The organism is Flavobacterium procerum (assembly GCF_042431625.1).
In the GTDB taxonomy this organism is placed as follows: Bacteria; Bacteroidota; Bacteroidia; order Flavobacteriales; family Flavobacteriaceae; genus Flavobacterium; species Flavobacterium procerum.
This window is the reverse complement of record NZ_JBHLYW010000002.1, coordinates 14415-29590: the sequence shown is the minus strand read 5'-3', so window position 1 is coordinate 29590 and position 15176 is coordinate 14415. Positions and strand designations below refer to the sequence as shown.

Annotated in this window: 13 protein-coding genes; 9 read left to right on the top strand and 4 right to left on the bottom strand. The window is 33.7% G+C overall.

The features are described 5' to 3' along the window. Positions 1–4 precede the first annotated feature (4 nt). From ACFFLS_RS01715 to ACFFLS_RS01700, 4 genes are all read left to right on the top strand, one after another. A complete protein-coding gene (locus ACFFLS_RS01715) occupies positions 5–1396 on the top strand; it encodes an alpha/beta hydrolase family protein (protein ID WP_379685503.1) in 1392 nt (463 codons plus the stop codon). A gap of 250 nt (positions 1397–1646) precedes the next feature. Further along, the gene (locus tag ACFFLS_RS01710) at positions 1647–3713 is read left to right on the top strand and encodes a protein-disulfide reductase DsbD family protein (protein ID WP_379685504.1); all 2067 of its coding nucleotides are present in this window, start codon (positions 1647–1649) and stop codon (positions 3711–3713) included. 157 nt (positions 3714–3870) lie between these two features. Beyond that, positions 3871–6693, top strand: a complete 2823-nt coding sequence (locus ACFFLS_RS01705; RefSeq protein WP_379685505.1) for a M16 family metallopeptidase — start codon at positions 3871–3873, stop codon at positions 6691–6693. Positions 6694–6979: 286 nt separating this feature from the next. Beyond that, positions 6980–7402: a 3-hydroxyacyl-ACP dehydratase FabZ family protein gene (locus tag ACFFLS_RS01700; RefSeq protein WP_379685506.1), complete on the top strand. Its 423-nt coding sequence runs from the start codon at positions 6980–6982 to the stop codon at positions 7400–7402. A 47-nt stretch (positions 7403–7449) separates the two neighbouring features. On the opposite strand, the gene ACFFLS_RS01695 is transcribed toward ACFFLS_RS01700, so the two are convergent. Genes ACFFLS_RS01695 through ACFFLS_RS01680 form a run of 4 tightly spaced genes read right to left on the bottom strand, consistent with a single transcriptional unit; the run spans position 7450 to position 10186 of the window. Beyond that, on the bottom strand, positions 7450–8103 hold the full coding sequence (locus tag ACFFLS_RS01695; protein ID WP_379685507.1) for a response regulator transcription factor: 654 nt from the start codon (positions 8101–8103) through the stop codon (positions 7450–7452). 3 nt (positions 8104–8106) lie between these two features. Further along, positions 8107–8880, bottom strand: a complete 774-nt coding sequence (locus tag ACFFLS_RS01690; RefSeq protein ID WP_379685508.1) for a sensor histidine kinase — start codon at positions 8878–8880, stop codon at positions 8107–8109. Continuing rightward, positions 8877–9515 carry a hypothetical protein gene (locus tag ACFFLS_RS01685; RefSeq protein ID WP_379685510.1) on the bottom strand — a complete coding sequence of 213 codons (639 nt, stop codon included), beginning with the start codon at positions 9513–9515 and terminating at the stop codon, positions 8877–8879. The genes ACFFLS_RS01690 and ACFFLS_RS01685 overlap by 4 nt, the downstream gene beginning before the upstream one ends. An 11-nt stretch (positions 9516–9526) precedes the next feature. After that, positions 9527–10186 (bottom strand): hypothetical protein, encoded by a 660-nt coding sequence (locus tag ACFFLS_RS01680; protein WP_379685511.1) that lies wholly within the window; start codon positions 10184–10186, stop codon positions 9527–9529. A gap of 316 nt (positions 10187–10502) precedes the next feature. Between ACFFLS_RS01680 and ACFFLS_RS01675 the strand changes: the two genes are divergently transcribed. The 5 genes from ACFFLS_RS01675 to ACFFLS_RS01655 all read left to right on the top strand — a co-directional run bounded on the left by ACFFLS_RS01675 (position 10503) and on the right by ACFFLS_RS01655 (position 15130). Then, positions 10503–10910 (top strand): hypothetical protein, encoded by a 408-nt coding sequence (locus ACFFLS_RS01675; RefSeq protein ID WP_379685512.1) that lies wholly within the window; start codon positions 10503–10505, stop codon positions 10908–10910. A gap of 32 nt (positions 10911–10942) precedes the next feature. Next, complete coding sequence (locus ACFFLS_RS01670) at positions 10943–12055, top strand: matrixin family metalloprotease (protein WP_379685513.1); 1113 nt, start codon at positions 10943–10945, stop codon at positions 12053–12055. Between the two features lie 99 nt (positions 12056–12154). Next, positions 12155–12580 (top strand): hypothetical protein, encoded by a 426-nt coding sequence (locus ACFFLS_RS01665; protein WP_379685514.1) that lies wholly within the window; start codon positions 12155–12157, stop codon positions 12578–12580. Further along, positions 12577–13065 carry a hypothetical protein gene (locus tag ACFFLS_RS01660; protein WP_379685515.1) on the top strand — a complete coding sequence of 163 codons (489 nt, stop codon included), beginning with the start codon at positions 12577–12579 and terminating at the stop codon, positions 13063–13065. Before ACFFLS_RS01665 ends, ACFFLS_RS01660 begins: the two co-directional genes overlap by 4 nt. A 541-nt stretch (positions 13066–13606) precedes the next feature. Next, a complete protein-coding gene (locus ACFFLS_RS01655; protein ID WP_379685516.1) occupies positions 13607–15130 on the top strand; it encodes a carbohydrate-binding domain-containing protein in 1524 nt (507 codons plus the stop codon). Positions 15131–15176: the final 46 nt, after the last annotated feature.

Below are 15176 nucleotides of genomic sequence, written 5' to 3'. Positions count from 1 at the left end.
AAAAATGAAAATTGTTAATTTTTTATATCTCAGTATTTTAGTATTGTGCTGTCAGATTGGTTTTTCGCAAACCATCTGGCAGGGGCAATACCATTCGTACCGAATTGTGGTGAAAGGTGATTTTGAAACCGCCAAAGATTCTCTTTTATTAAGTCTTCCAGAATTGCAATACGAGTCAATTAAGGTTGGAGTTCGTAAAAACAAGGACAGTATTTCTTTTAAAAATGAAATGTATAATTTCTCTTTTAAAGGAAAATACAATGCCGATAAAACTGCGGTTGAAGGTGTGTTTAATCATTATTCAATTCCAAATGCAGCGGTTGTTTTAAAAAAGCAAAGCGAAATAACGCCTTTGTTTTTTGCACAGCATCCGCAAAAACCTTATCCGTATCAGGTGATTGATATGACTTTCCTAGGAAAAAAAACTAAGCTGACTTACGGAGCGACCTTGACAATTCCGGAAAATAAAAAGAAATATTCTTTAGCGATTTTAATTTCGGGGACGGGACAGCACGATCGTAATTATACCTATATGGGAAGAGAATCTTTTACAGTTTTAGCTGATTATTTAGCAAAAAACGGAATTGCTTCTTTACGCGTAGACGACCGCGGTTTTGGAAAAACAACTGGAGATTTTGAAAACGCAACCACTGGAGATTTTGCAGATGATGTCGATGAACAGATTGCTTATTTAAAAAGTGATAAAAATATCGATGCATCTTTTATTGGAGTAATCGGACATAGTGAAGGCGGTATGATTGCCTCAATCGTAAGTTCACGAAACAAAGATGTAAAGTTTATGATCAGTCTTTCAGGCGTTGGCGTAAGCGGTTTAGAAATGCTGAATCTTCAAAATACAGCCATTCTAAAAAGTTATAAATTCTCGGACAAAGTCGTTGCCAAACAGATGGAAATGTACAATATCATGTTTAAAGTGGTTTACGATACAAAAGACGGAGAATCTGCACAGCCAGCGATGGAAGTAAAATTGAAAGAATGGATGCAGAAGCAAGACACCACAACTTTAAAAGAAGTACAAATGTGGGACGGACGCGACCAGACTTTCTTATACCGTTACGGAAAAGATGCCGATAGAAAATGGTATCGTTACACCATTCATTATAAACCAGAAAATTTTCTGCCGAAAATTACAGTTCCGGTTTTTATTGCAAACGGAGATAAAGATATCCAAGTTCCAGCTGTAGAAAATATCGAGTCTTTCAAAAAGTATTTGGGAACAAAAGATCTTACAACTACAATTTATCCCGGCTTAAATCATATGTACCAACATTGTAAAACGTGTACGCAAGGCGAAGCCAAAGAAATTGATGAGGTTTTTGCAGAAGAAGTTTTAAACGATATTTCAAAGTGGATTTTGATTCGATATAAAAAGTGACCTAAAATTTTTAAACACATAGAAACATAGGTTTTTCTTTTTTATTAAAAGATAATAAAAGAGAAACTAGTTTCTCAACACATAGCTTTTTGGAAGTATTGCGGACAACTTTGACAAAGTTTAAAGACCCTGAATCTATGTTTATTTAATCAAATGAAATGCCTTTTATAGATAATCTAAATCCTATGATTCTATGTGTTTAAAACAACATTTAGATAAAAAAATACAATAAGTATATTTCTCTAACATCATGAAAAAATTATTCCTTTTTATCGCATTTTTCTTTGCGATAAGCAATCTTACTGCCCAAATTTACGATCCCGTTTCGTTTACCACTTCGGTTAAAGAAATAGGAGAAAATAAATATACTTTGTCCATTATTACTAAGATTGACAAGGGCTGGCACGTATATTCGCAAAATGTACCGCAAGGCGGACCAGCGCCGACCAGTTTTACATTTCAGCCTTCAAAAAACTATAAAAAAGTGGGCACTGTTGTAGAACCAAAAGGACACGAAGTCGATGATCCTGTTTTTAATATGCGTATCAAATATTTTGAAGATAAAGCCATTTTTACGCAAAATATAGAACGTAAAACAAGCGACGCCTTTACTATCGATGCAACTGTATTTTTTATGGTCTGCAATGATAATAGCTGTCTTCCTCCAGGCGAAAAAGAAATAAAGTTTACTTTCAAAAAATCGGATGTACCAGTTAAAAATGAAGAAACAGCAACTATAGCAACAGAAAAAAATACTGATTTGGCTGTAAAAGACGAATCAATTACTAAACAGGATACCACAAACAACACAACAGATTCTGTTACAATAGCCAGCAAAGACACTCCTGAAATTCTAAAAAAGGAAACAGAAACTGCTTCAGGAAAAACAGCCCCTGAAGAAAGCCTTTGGACTTTATTTTTCTTCAGTTTTTTAGGAGGTCTTGCGGCTTTGTTTACGCCTTGTGTATTCCCGATGATTCCCATGACGGTTAGTTTCTTTACCAAACAAAGCAAAACCAAAGCGGCCGGAATAAGAAATGCTACGATTTACGGCATTTTTATTATCGTGATTTATGTAATTTTAGGAAGTTTGGTTACAGCGATTTTTGGTGCCGATGCATTAAATGCTTTAGCAACTAATGTCGTTTTTAATATTGTATTTTTCTTGATTTTACTGGTTTTTGCCCTATCCTTTTTAGGCGCTTTCGAAATTGTTCTGCCGAGTTCATGGCTAACCAAAATCGACCAGAAATCGGAAATGGGCGGGGTTTTCGGAATTTTCTTTATGGCATTGGCTTTGGCCGTAGTTTCCTTTTCTTGTACAGGACCAATTGTTGGAACTTTATTAGTTCAGTCGGCAAGTCAGGCGGGAATCGCACCAATTATCGGAATGCTTGGTTTTTCTTTAGCAATTGCATTGCCGTTTGCATTGTTTGCGGCTTTTCCGGGTTGGATGAATTCGCTGCCAAAATCGGGCGGATGGTTGAATTCAGTTAAAGTAGTTTTAGGCTTTTTAGAATTGGCTTTAGCTCTTAAATTCTTAAGCAATGCCGATTTAGTTTTACAATTGCATTTATTAGAAAGAGAAGTATTCTTGGCTATTTGGATTGGTATATTCACTGCTTTAGCTTTTTATTTATTTGGAAAAATCCAATTGTCGCATGATACGCCTTCGACCCATATTTCTGTTGGAAGACTGAGTCTGGGAATTATTGTACTGTCATTTGTGGTGTATATGATTCCGGGACTTTGGGGAGCTCCGTTGCAATACATCAGCGGTTTTCCTCCGGCAAAACAATACAGTGAATCGCCAAATGGCTTCGGAAATGCAGCGACTCAAAATACAGAGAAAAATGCACTTCCTGAAGGTGCAGAAAGCGGTCCAAACGGAATTGCGACTTTTCATGATTATGACAAAGGATTGGCTTATGCGAAAAAAGTCAACAAACCCGTAATGATTGATTTTACAGGTTATGCCTGCGTAAACTGCCGTAAAATGGAAGAACGTGTTTGGCCGGATCCAAAAGTTTTGAATGTCTTAAATAATGATGTGGTTCTGATTTCTTTATATGTAGATGATAAAAGACCATTGCCAAAAGAGGAACAAGTTGTTTCTAAAATCTCAGGAAAAATCCTGAAATATACGGGTCAGAAATGGAGCGAACTTCAGATTTTGAAATACAAAACCAATGCACAGCCGTATTATGTTTTAATGGATCATAACGAAAAAGATTTGAACAAACCATCGGCATACAATCCAGATATAAATGCTTATTACGAATGGCTTCAGGAAGGAGTCCGGAATTTTAAAAAATAATTTGGGACACGGATAAAACGGATTTACTTCGTAAAGACGCTGATAAAAACGGATTTTTTTTTAAAATATTATGCTAAAATCAGTGAAAATCCGCGTTTTCGCGAAAGCGAATCCGTTAAATCCGCGTGCCAATCAACCCAAAAATAAAAAGTATCAAATGAAAATCTTTCAATCAAAATATTGGCTTTTTGTCCTTTTAATCGGATTTAAAAGCGCCGCTCAATTTTCGACTACAGTTCCATTGAGCAAAGAAGTTGTTTCTGGAAAATTGAAAAACGGGATGAAGTATTATATCCTGCATAACGAATGGCCAAAAGATCGTGTCTGTTTTTATTTTGCTCAAAATGTGGGAGCAATTTTAGAAAATGACGATCAAAACGGACTGGCGCATTTCTTAGAGCATATGGCTTTTAACGGAACGCAAAACTTTGAAGGAAAAGGCATTATTGATATGTTGGAGAAAAAAGGAGTAAGTTTTGGTGCAGATATTAATGCTTATACGGCGCAAGATCAAACGGTTTACAATTTGAGCAACGTTCCTGCCGACGATTCAAAATTGATTGATTCTTGTTTGCTGGCATTACATGATTGGTCTGGTTTTCTTTCTTTAAAAGATGCTGAAATCGATGCAGAACGCGGTGTAATTCGCGAAGAATGGCGTACGAGAAGAAACTCGGATTTTAGGCTCCGTTTAGAAACCGATAAAGTGTTGTACAAAGATTCTAAATATGCAAAACGAGATGTGATTGGCGATTTAAATTTGATTAATACTTTTGATTATCAGGTTTTAAGAGATTATTACAAAAAATGGTACCGTCCAGATTTACAAGCTGTTATTGTGGTTGGAGATATTGATCCAGCAGCAATCGAAAAGAAAATCATCGAGACTTTTTCTTCTATAGAAATGCCTAAAAATGCAGCTGAGCGTTATTATGTTTCTGTTCCAAAAAATAAAGGAATAAATTATGTTTTGGCAAAAGACAAAGAAGCACAAGAAACCAATGTCGTTTTATATTTTAAAAAGGATTTTGATAAGGTAAAAAGCAATGAAACCATTCGAAGAGATTTGGTAAATAATCTATGCATCGACATGATGAACAGACGTTATCAAGAGTTTATTCAAAACAATGAAACCGCTGTTTTAGGAATAGGAACAGGAAGTTCTGAAGTTTCTAGATTAACCGATTCTTACTATTTGTTTGTGACTCCAAAAAACAATAAGACCTTGGAAGGTTTTAAAGAAATGATGATCGAGACTGAAAGAGCAATTCGTTACGGATTTTCGCAAAAAGAATTGGATCGCAACAAAGAAGCAGTTTTGAGTTCTTACGAAAACTTATTGAAGAATAAAGACAAGTTTGAAAATGATGCACTTTCAGAAGAATTGGTGAATTATTTCCTAAAAGCAATTCCGTTCGAAAACATCGAAACGCAATATGAAAATGTAAAAAAGAGATTGGCTTCTATTACATTGACCGAAATAAATCAGGCGGTTAAGAAATTGCAGTCAACAGATAATATTGTGATGACGGTTACCGGCCCAGATAAAAACGATGTTGTTTATCCTTCAAAAGAAGATTACATCAGCATCATGACATCGGTTAAGAAAATGCCTCTTGATAAATACAAAGAAACTGATACAGATAAACCTTTAATTGCTACAGAATTAAAAGGTTCTAAAGCAACAAAAGAAACACCAATTGAAGGAATCGCTGGAGCGAAAAGTTATGTTTTAGGCAACGGAGCAAAAATTGTTTTATATCCTACGACTTTGGCAAAAGACGAGGTATTGTTTTCAGCTTTTAGTTTTGGAGGAAGTTCATTAGTTAAAACAGAAGATATTCCGTCTGCTCAAATTGCAGTGAGTTTGGTAGAAAGTTCGGGGCTTGGCACTTTTAAAAGTACCGATTTGAAAGACAAACTAAACGGAAAAATCGTTGATATCAAGCCTTATATCACAGAATTAACAGAAGGATTTAGAGGATCGAGCAATCAGAAAGATTTTGAAACCTTATTGCAATTATTGTATTTGTATTTTGAAGCGCCACGTTTTGATAAAGATTCGTACACAAGAATGTTGACCGGTTTCAGCAATTCATTAGAAAATACCTTGAATACAAATCCGAAAGTTTTTCAGGATACGATTTCACAGTTGAATTACAATCACAGCAAGCGCGTGCCTCTGTTGAATGAAGAATTTTTGAAAAGATTAAGTTTCGAAAAAGCTTCGGAAATTTATAAAGAGAGAATTCAAAACGCTGCTGATTTTACTTTTGTATTTACCGGAAACCTTCCTGAAAATACCCTTGCATTATTAGAAAAATATATCGGAAGCATAACTTCAAACGCAAACAAAAAAGAAAATTTTGTAGACAATCATTTGGATCCCGCTTCAGGAGTTGCTAAGAAATTGTTGGTTCGTGAAATGAATGTGCCAAAGGCAAGCGTGTATATTCGCTTTGTGAAACAATTTCCATACAACTACAAGAATGTATTTACAATGCATATTTTATCTGAATTATTGTCTAAAAAGTATTTGGATTTAATTAGAGAAGAAGAGGGTGGAAGTTATGGTGTTCATGTTTCCAATTCGGTAAGTCGTCTTCCGTCTGATGAATATTCAATGACAATTAATTTTGATAGTGATCCTGCAAAAGAAGAGAGATTAACTAAAATTGTTTACGAACAAATTGATTTAATTCAGAAAAACGCACCAAAAGAAGAAGACATTCAGTCAGTTAAAAACACACTTTTAAAAGCTAGAGCAGAAAAAACTATGACCAACTCATTTTGGCTTGGAAATTTGAATAACATGATGCTCAACAATGAATCGTTTAAAGATGATGCTGTATATAAGAAAACCTTAAACGAAGTTACAGCAGAAGATATAAAAGCTTTTGCAAAAGAGTTTTTTGCCAAACCAAGCACCGTTGAAGTAATTATGAAATCTAAAACTCAGGTTGCTGCACCGCAATATTAAAATACCATTGGTTTTTCATTCATTTTTTAGAAGTATTTGAATTAGTAAGCTTGTACACTACTTGAAAAACCTATAAAGAGCTGTTTTTGCCAACAGCTCTTTTTTTGTTATAATAAATGATGTTTTTTGAAAATACTTTTTTACAGCAATTTTAACTATGAAAAGCAAAAGGCCTTAGATTTTTTTGTGGTAGAAAAATTGTCATTTAATTTATGGCACTACTTACTTTTGCGAAACCATAAGTTTGAAATAAATTATTATCTTGTAAAAATAAAATAAATTAATCATGTCGAAAGAAATTGAAAACTTAATTCCGCATAGAGTGCCTTTTTTATTTGTTGATGAGATAACATCTTTTACCAATGAGACCATTATTGGTTTTAAAACTTTTGATGAAAAGGATAGTTGGTTAAAAGGCAGTTTTGGAAGCCTTCCTGAATTCGAGTACATTCCTGGAACAATCTTAATTGAATCAATGGCACAATGTGGAGGTGCAGGCGTAAAGCTATTAGGAATAACTGATGGCATTTTTGGTCTTGTAAGTATTGAAGATGCTGAATTTTATGCGGTCGCTAAGTTTACAGACAAAATAAAGTTTGTAATACAAAATATCCGTTTAAGTGAAAAAATAATTAAACAATCAGGAATTGCTTATATAGAAGATAAAAAGATTTTGAAGGCAAGTTGGATGTGTGTCAAAATACAATAAGACTTTCTCCTGAACATAGAATCAGGTATTTTTACAAAGTTTCGGACTTACAAAAAAGGTTCTGTTAATCGGTGTTTAAAAGAAAACAACACAAGTCCTACTTTAGACTTAATGTTGTATTTTTCAAATAAGGTTGCTCTGTAAGCTTCGATAGATTTTATCGAGAGATTCATAATTTCTGCCATTTGTTCGTATGTTAATTCTCTTTCATCACAAACCAATCGGAGGAAATCAAATTCACGTTGCGTCAAATTAATATTTTCTTTTTTTCCACTATTGTTGTCATAATTACGCACGCGTTTCAGAATTTCAGAAACGTTGTTGTAGCCTATTTTAATAATGTTATCAATAGCAAATTTTAAATCATGAGCTGTACAATTTTTATGCAAAAAACCTCTCGCTCCATGATGATAAGCGGCATCGATTATCTGCTCGTCAAGATGTTGTGTCAGCAATAATATTTTGTATTCTTCCTCTTTTTCTTCAATTACCTTCAATACTTCGATGCCATTCATATGAGGCATTGAATAATCTAGAATGTAAATATGTGGAGACGGATTTATGGGTAACGCCTGCAAGAAATCGTCACCATTATCAAATTCATGAATTACTTTGTAGTTGCCTATTTTATGCAGTAATTCTTTTAGACCCTGTCTTACAATAGCATGATCGTCGATAATACAAATAGTAGTTTGTTCCATACTTTAGATTCTTTTGTTTTCTGAAAGGGTAATTTCTGTGCCTGATCCGACCTGACTTTTTACGTCTAAATCATAGGCTATGCTATTGGCTCTGTTTGCCATGTTGATCAATCCCAAAGACAATTTGCCTTTTTTCTCGGCAGAATTAAATCCTTTACCGTTATCTGAGATTATCATTTTGAAATCAGGACTGGTTGTTATAAAAACACTCATTTTAGAAGCTTTGGCGTGTTTAAAGACATTGTTGATGCATTCTTGAAAAATACGATAAATGATTATCTTTTCATTGTCACTAAATTTCTTAACCTCGATTTCTTCAAAAGAGTAAACAATGTCAATTTTGTTGTTTTTTTGCAATCTTTTTAGTTCTGTGATTATGGCTTTTATCACATCTTGCTGTAATAACAATTGGCTATTCAAGGCATGACTGATGCTTCGTATCGATTTTGATAAATTACCCAAAGATTGTGACAATGGTTCTAATGTTTTTTCTAGTTCGGGAGAATCCAACTTCATGTTTTCTATCTGAAAATTGATGTAGGTCAACTGCTGTCCGGCATCATCATGAAGATCCTGAGAAATATTATTCAGCACCTGTTCTTGAGTTTCAATTACAGTTTGAGTAATAGCTTTTTGGAAATTGAGATCTTTCTCATGCAGCATTTCGGTATATTTTTTTATCTTATTAAAATAAAGACGAATCAGAATAACACAAAAAAATAGTATTAAACCAATAAAAAGAAAGGCGATTATTATTCCTATTACGACTTGATTCATTTGTAGTTATTTTTTTCTCTGTAGATATAGATATTAATTAAAGAATAATAGGCGATACAAACTATATTGACAATGAAAACATATAGTGTAACTTGACCAAATAAAAGCATTTTTGTAACTCCCAAGGGTTTGAACCCCAACAGTAAACCCATGCCAAAAAAGAAATACACTGGCGCAAACAGAAGCAGATAATTATTAGATAAAAAATACATTAAGTTTTCTTCTTTTAACTGTCTGTAACTTTCATAAATGAAAAGCGAGACATATAAAAGAGCGCCAAGAACAAAGGTGTAATAATTATATTCGTCTACTATTTCTATAATTATAAAATTAACAACAGAAAAAAGCGCAAAAAAGCAGAGTATTATATTGGCCATTTTTTTACGATTAATATTTTCTCTGAATGCGAGCATCCAAAAAATATCATGAAAAATAATACTGATATTAAATGGTATTCGAATAGGTCTGTTATTATATACTAAAATAGAATTGATCAATTCTGTCGAAAAAACTACAAAAAGAATATAGAGGAGATAACGATGCATTTTGATTTTCCATCTCAAGTTCCATAAACCAAAAAGCAGCGTTATTACAACGCATGCTTTTATTGGATTTATGATGTCTAATATATTCAAATTATGTTGATTTATAATGGTATATTAAGCTTCGGATTCTTATCTTTTTTTGAAGGATCAGTTGAATAGTCAAAATATATTTCATTGACTGATATTCTGTTACTAGGGTCATTAACCTGAATGACAACAGCAGGTTCTACAGATTTATCTAATATGGCAAAACTGAAATGAAATTCAGCATTATCATTCTTAACATATCTTTTAGCCAGACTTCTTATTAAAGCTGTAGAAAAAGAATAAGTTCCATTTTCGTAGTCTGGTACCATACTCACTCCCAAGACTTCTTGTTTTTTATTATTAACTTCCAATCTGAGATACTTATCGTATCCATAATTTTTAATGATATTTTTAAGTTTCCCCCAGCTAATAACATATTTCTCTTTTTGATTGGTTACAGTTCCTTTTACTCTATGAGTTGCTAATACAGACTCTTCTAATGTGCAGGGACAAACACTATCACCACGTTGCTTTACCCATTCTGCTTTTTTTTTACTATCAGCTGATGTATAGTAGCCTTCTAAAGTTATACAATTGGGAGTAGAAATAGAATCGCTAGTTTTAGTAAAAGTAGAATCACTAGTTTCAGTGGCTACAGCCGTGCTGTCTTCTTTTTCTTTTTTACATGCGACAATGGTTAAAATAACCATTAAAATTAAGGTACATTTTTTCATGATTAAAGTTATTTAAGGGTTAATAATTTATTCTTCAAATTTTATAATTATACTCACCTACATAGTAGGGTAAAACCCTATTTAATCAGATTTTACCCCTATTAATCATTTCGTTAGCTAAAGTAGCGATTTTCCTGTAAATAAAACACAAATTATTAAAAGCTAAACGATTAGTTAAAAAACTACATTTTTCTTAGGTATTTACCCTAGTTGCTAAATTATTGGCCGAGCTACTTTTGGAATGCATATTAGAAATTATGCAGCCAGGTAGCCGAAAAGGGAGTTATAGAGTAGGCAGGTTTAAACATTAAAAGTCATGTCTAGAGAAATTAAATCAGCTCCACAATTGCAAGTGCAAAATGTAGCTCCAAATGATTTTAAAGATCGCTTAATAAAGCTGATTCCAGCAGAAATTATCGCTGCTTATGTTTCGATATCAGGTTTGATAATAGCTTTTGCAAAGCAAAAACCTGAAGCAGAAAAGTCTCATTTGTTATGGATCATTATCCTTATCCTAATGGTTCTTACGCCTGTTTACTTGATTAAAGTCTTGGGAATTTCGAAGAAAGGCCAAATCCTGTTTTCGACAATTGGTTTTTTAATTTGGGCTTTTGCAACAGCTTCACCTTATACAAACGATGTGCTTGGCTTTTCTTTTGAGTTAATTACTTCTGTCATCTTGATTTTGTACACTTTATTGATACCTCTTTTCTATAAAGGATAAGCATGGAATATAAATTATTAACTAAAATAAAAATGGAAACAAAGAAAACAACCCCAACAGATTCGGCTTTTGATTTGAATACATCAACATTTTTGCCAGCTGAAAAATACAGACATGTTTACAACAACAAAGTAATTTGTGTTACAGATTCTAAAGGCTATCCTGAGCCAGATAATATGAGCCCTACTAAAATTAGGGTAGACGCTACAGATGGATTTATTCCTCTCTGGGATTTTGGAGTAATTCTGAATTGGAGATTCAGTAAATCTTTTGATAGTTATTTTAAAAATCCGGAAGCTGCAAAAAATGGTGTAAGAGAACTTTTTGTGCAAGCAACAATAGGCTGGAAAGATGCATGTCCTGTTAAATTTCATGAAGTCAAAGATGGATGGGATTTTGAAATAGACATGCACGTAGAGGACTGTGATGATTCAGGTTGTGTATTGGCATCAGCATTCTTTCCCGGAGCAGGCCAAAACATATTCTATATCTATCCAACTATGTTCAAACAATCCTATCAAGAACAAATAGAAACGATTCAGCATGAAATGGGGCATATTTTTGGACTGCGCCATTTTTTCGCCAACATTAGTGAAACAAGATGGAAAAGCGAATTGTTTGGAACAGAAACACCTTTCTCTATTATGAATTACGGTGATAAAAGCAAATTAGAAAACACCGACATTGAAGACTTAAAAAAATTGTATCAATTGGTATGGAGTGATCAATTAACCGAAATTAACGGAACTCCTATAAAGAAATTCGTTTCGTATCATATGAACGAAAATAGAAGAACTAGTTCTTTGAGAACAAAAGACTTAAATCTTACACAAGTAAATGCTGAAGCAGCTTCAGATGGATCTGTAAACTATCTACGAGCAGATAATTATTATGTAGATCAGTTTTCATGCGTAATGCATGGATACAGTTATTATAGGCTTACAAACATGCATAGCACTAGTGTAATCACTGGTTGTGTCACAAAAAGTTGGCTTTATGAAGGAAGGGAAGTTTTTGAACATGTTCCCTTTACTTTAGCACCCGGATCCTGGAAAATATTTGGATGTTTTTTTGTAACACCGAGTCAGCCCATAACCTTTAAAATTTGCTCTTTTTATGGCAATGTGCAGAAATGTAATTGCTAAAGTAAAAAAAATCAACAGAGACATAATTATTTAATGATTTGAAATGAAAATTGATAATCTCTCCTAATAAAAAGAATTAGAAACATTAATCAAACAACTATGAAACAAACAGATTTAAATTTAGCTGCTAAATATGAAGCCGCTATATACACGACAGATCCACTTAAGATTGAAGTCATTTTAAACAAGGTGATTCATAATCCAGATACAGTTATTCTTGTTGAACCTATTAAAAATGAATATTGGCTTTTTTATACAGGTACAGCATCATTTCCTGAACCAAGTGCTGACTTTAAAAGTTTTAAGGTAGAGAATAGCGAAATTAAAAATATTCATCTTACTGATGATTCAGTGTCTAATAGAGACCGTTGGACTTCAGAAGTTGTTACTATACAGCCAGGCGAATTCTTTGTTATAGAAATCTGTAATGCAATAAATAAGATACGAAATAAGAGTAGTATTAGGATTGCTGTGGAACAGGGTGAAGGCGTAAATCGCAAACTATACTTTTATTATAAAAGATGAGAAAGTTAAGCTTCATTCTATATTTGCTGATCTTTTTTCAAACAAAATCTATTGGCCAAAATACGGTTCATGGACCTTCAGTAAAGGTTGGATATAGTGCGTTGGAAAAATATTCTTTTGGAATCGGATATAATTTTTTAAAATTTAAAGACGATTGGGGCTGGTCCAGGCCATGTCATAATTATTATGTTGAATATATCCCTGAATATAAAGCGTTTGGATTATCAGCAAATTTGCAATATACTTTGATATTTATAGAAGCGGGAATGGAAACGAGTTTTCGTTCAAAAAATGAAAATAATGATTCTTATTTTTCATTTTATCCTCATATTGGTTTTGATTTGATTAACGTTGATTTGTCATTTGGCCCGGAAATAATAACATATAAATCAGATGGTAAAAATGTCGGTTTTAAAGTATCTCTCAAGATTCATCCCAAGCTATTTAATCAGGGAAAAAACAGATTAAAATTTAAAAAAGATTAAAAAATAACATATTGTGCAAAAGAGGAATAACTAAAAATCTATCGGTTTTTAGTTATTCCTCTTTTGGCATGAAGCTCCCTCTCGTGGACATAATAGTCATAATTCTTAGGCTATTATATGTAGAATGATTTTAATGGTAAATTATTGTAATTCATTATGTTATATAGAGTTTTTTTGATGATGTACTAGAAGAGAAGTCCTGCTTTGAATTATTCATGTTTTAAAAGCCAAGTCGATTTGATTGCAGAATCTGTCTATAGAATAGTTGCATTGATCTATTTTATTTCTGCAGCAGTATCATTTGATTTAATTTAGTCTACTGTAGTTGAAATTTATTGTTTGTATCAATATTGTTGTGAACTTAAATCCAAGTAAAGCAAGTTTTCTCATCTTCTTCTTAAAGTTGTTTTAAATGTGTTTAATGCCACAATTTATCACTGTACTGGCATAAGTTTTTGTAATGAAAACTGGATTGAAATTTTACTACAGACCAAGTTTTGATGTTCATTTTACAATTATAAATTTCTAAATATTAAATTACATGAGAGCTAAAAAAAATATCTATCTCTATTTCCTTTTAGGCCTGTTTGTTGTATCGTGTTCAAAAGATAACGATTCTAATGAGGACGACGCGAATATTGAAACAGAGAATCCTATCACAATCAGTGCTGCAGAAGCAAAAGGAACGGCAGAAGGATCATCAGAAACTGGAGCAAACGATGATGATTTAATCGCCAATTCAACATTTACTTCTACGGTAAAAATTACGTTTAGCGGTACAAATGCCACCGTAGAAAATGCAGTAACAGGAGTAAAAATTGATGTTTCTGGAGCTGATGTCACGGTTACTTCAACAGTAGCGGCAGTTGCTTACGAAATAACCGGCAGCACAACTGATGGAATGCTCAAAATTTATAGTGACAAAAAATACAAGCTGACGCTGAACGGCGTGTCTATCAAAAACAACAATGGACCAGCAATTAATATCCAGTCTGGAAAGAGGGCTTTCGTTGTGTTGAGTGGAACAAACACATTAGAGGATGGTGCAGTTTATGCTGCATCTACAGAAGACCAAAAAGGTACTTTTTTTAGTGAAGGACAGCTTATTTTTTCAGGTGATGGCACCCTTACTATTGTTGGAAACAATAAACACGGTATTGTGGCAGATGATTATGTACGAATTCAAAGTGGTACAATTAAAATAACTAAAGCCTCTTCAGACGGAATCCATACAAATGATGGAGTTTATATTGATGGAGGCAATCTGAATATCACTGCATCTAGTGATGGTATCGAAGCAGAAGAAGGGCATATTATTATCAATGATGGTACAATTACCATTAATGTTGCCGATGACGGAATAGTTGCTTCGTACGATACAGACGATACAATCGATCCTTATGTTGTAATCAATGGAGGAACCATTAATATCACCACAACGGGCGAAGGTGGTGAAGGAATCGAGAGCAAGAGTAAATTGACAATCAATGATGGTGAAATTTATATTAAAGCTATTGATGACGGAATCAATGCTGGCGAAGCAATCTACATAAATGGCGGAACTATTGTGGCCTACAGTACAACAAATGATGGAATTGATTCGAATGGAACATTGACAGTCACTGGCGGAAGAGTTTTTGCGATAGGAGCCAAAAGTCCAGAAGAAGGTTTTGACTGCGATAATAATACGTTCAAGATTACTGGAGGATTGTTGATTGGTGTCGGAGGAGCCACAAGTTCGCCAACTGCCAGCGTTTCCACCCAAGCTTCTGCCATTTTAAGCGGAGGAAATTCAGGAACTATATATAGCATTTTAGATAGTGACAATGCCGAAGTGATGACGTTCAAATCACCTGTAAGTTTTACGACATTATTGGTGTCTGGAAGTAAATTCAGCTCGGGTAAAGCCTATAAATTGGTTACAGTTTCTGCTGTGACGAGTGCTTCCGAATTTAATGGATTATATTTAGGCGGAACCTTTATCAATCCAGTATTATCATCAAGTTTTACACTGACTTCTATGGTCACAAAAACAGGGGGAAGTACTGGTCCGGGCGGCAGGTAATAGAAGATTTAGAGTTTCCGGTAAAGCTTTAGATTAGATTAGGCGT

Excerpts from the sequence above, each read along its gene's own strand:
- ACFFLS_RS01675 (WP_379685512.1), top strand. The coding sequence starts at position 10,503 with ATGTCTAGAGAAATTAAATCAGCTCCACAATTGCAAGTGCAAAATGTA.
- ACFFLS_RS01660 (WP_379685515.1), top strand. The coding sequence starts at position 12,577 with ATGAGAAAGTTAAGCTTCATTCTATATTTGCTGATCTTTTTTCAAACA.
- ACFFLS_RS01655 (WP_379685516.1), top strand. The coding sequence starts at position 13,607 with ATGAGAGCTAAAAAAAATATCTATCTCTATTTCCTTTTAGGCCTGTTT.
- ACFFLS_RS01710 (WP_379685504.1), top strand. The coding sequence starts at position 1,647 with ATGAAAAAATTATTCCTTTTTATCGCATTTTTCTTTGCGATAAGCAAT.
- ACFFLS_RS01695 (WP_379685507.1), bottom strand. The coding sequence starts at position 8,103 with ATGGAACAAACTACTATTTGTATTATCGACGATCATGCTATTGTAAGA.
- ACFFLS_RS01680 (WP_379685511.1), bottom strand. The coding sequence starts at position 10,186 with ATGAAAAAATGTACCTTAATTTTAATGGTTATTTTAACCATTGTCGCA.
- ACFFLS_RS01670 (WP_379685513.1), top strand. The coding sequence starts at position 10,943 with ATGGAAACAAAGAAAACAACCCCAACAGATTCGGCTTTTGATTTGAAT.
- ACFFLS_RS01690 (WP_379685508.1), bottom strand. The coding sequence starts at position 8,880 with ATGAATCAAGTCGTAATAGGAATAATAATCGCCTTTCTTTTTATTGGT.
- ACFFLS_RS01715 (WP_379685503.1), top strand. The coding sequence starts at position 5 with ATGAAAATTGTTAATTTTTTATATCTCAGTATTTTAGTATTGTGCTGT.
- ACFFLS_RS01705 (WP_379685505.1), top strand. The coding sequence starts at position 3,871 with ATGAAAATCTTTCAATCAAAATATTGGCTTTTTGTCCTTTTAATCGGA.
- ACFFLS_RS01665 (WP_379685514.1), top strand. The coding sequence starts at position 12,155 with ATGAAACAAACAGATTTAAATTTAGCTGCTAAATATGAAGCCGCTATA.
- ACFFLS_RS01700 (WP_379685506.1), top strand. The coding sequence starts at position 6,980 with ATGTCGAAAGAAATTGAAAACTTAATTCCGCATAGAGTGCCTTTTTTA.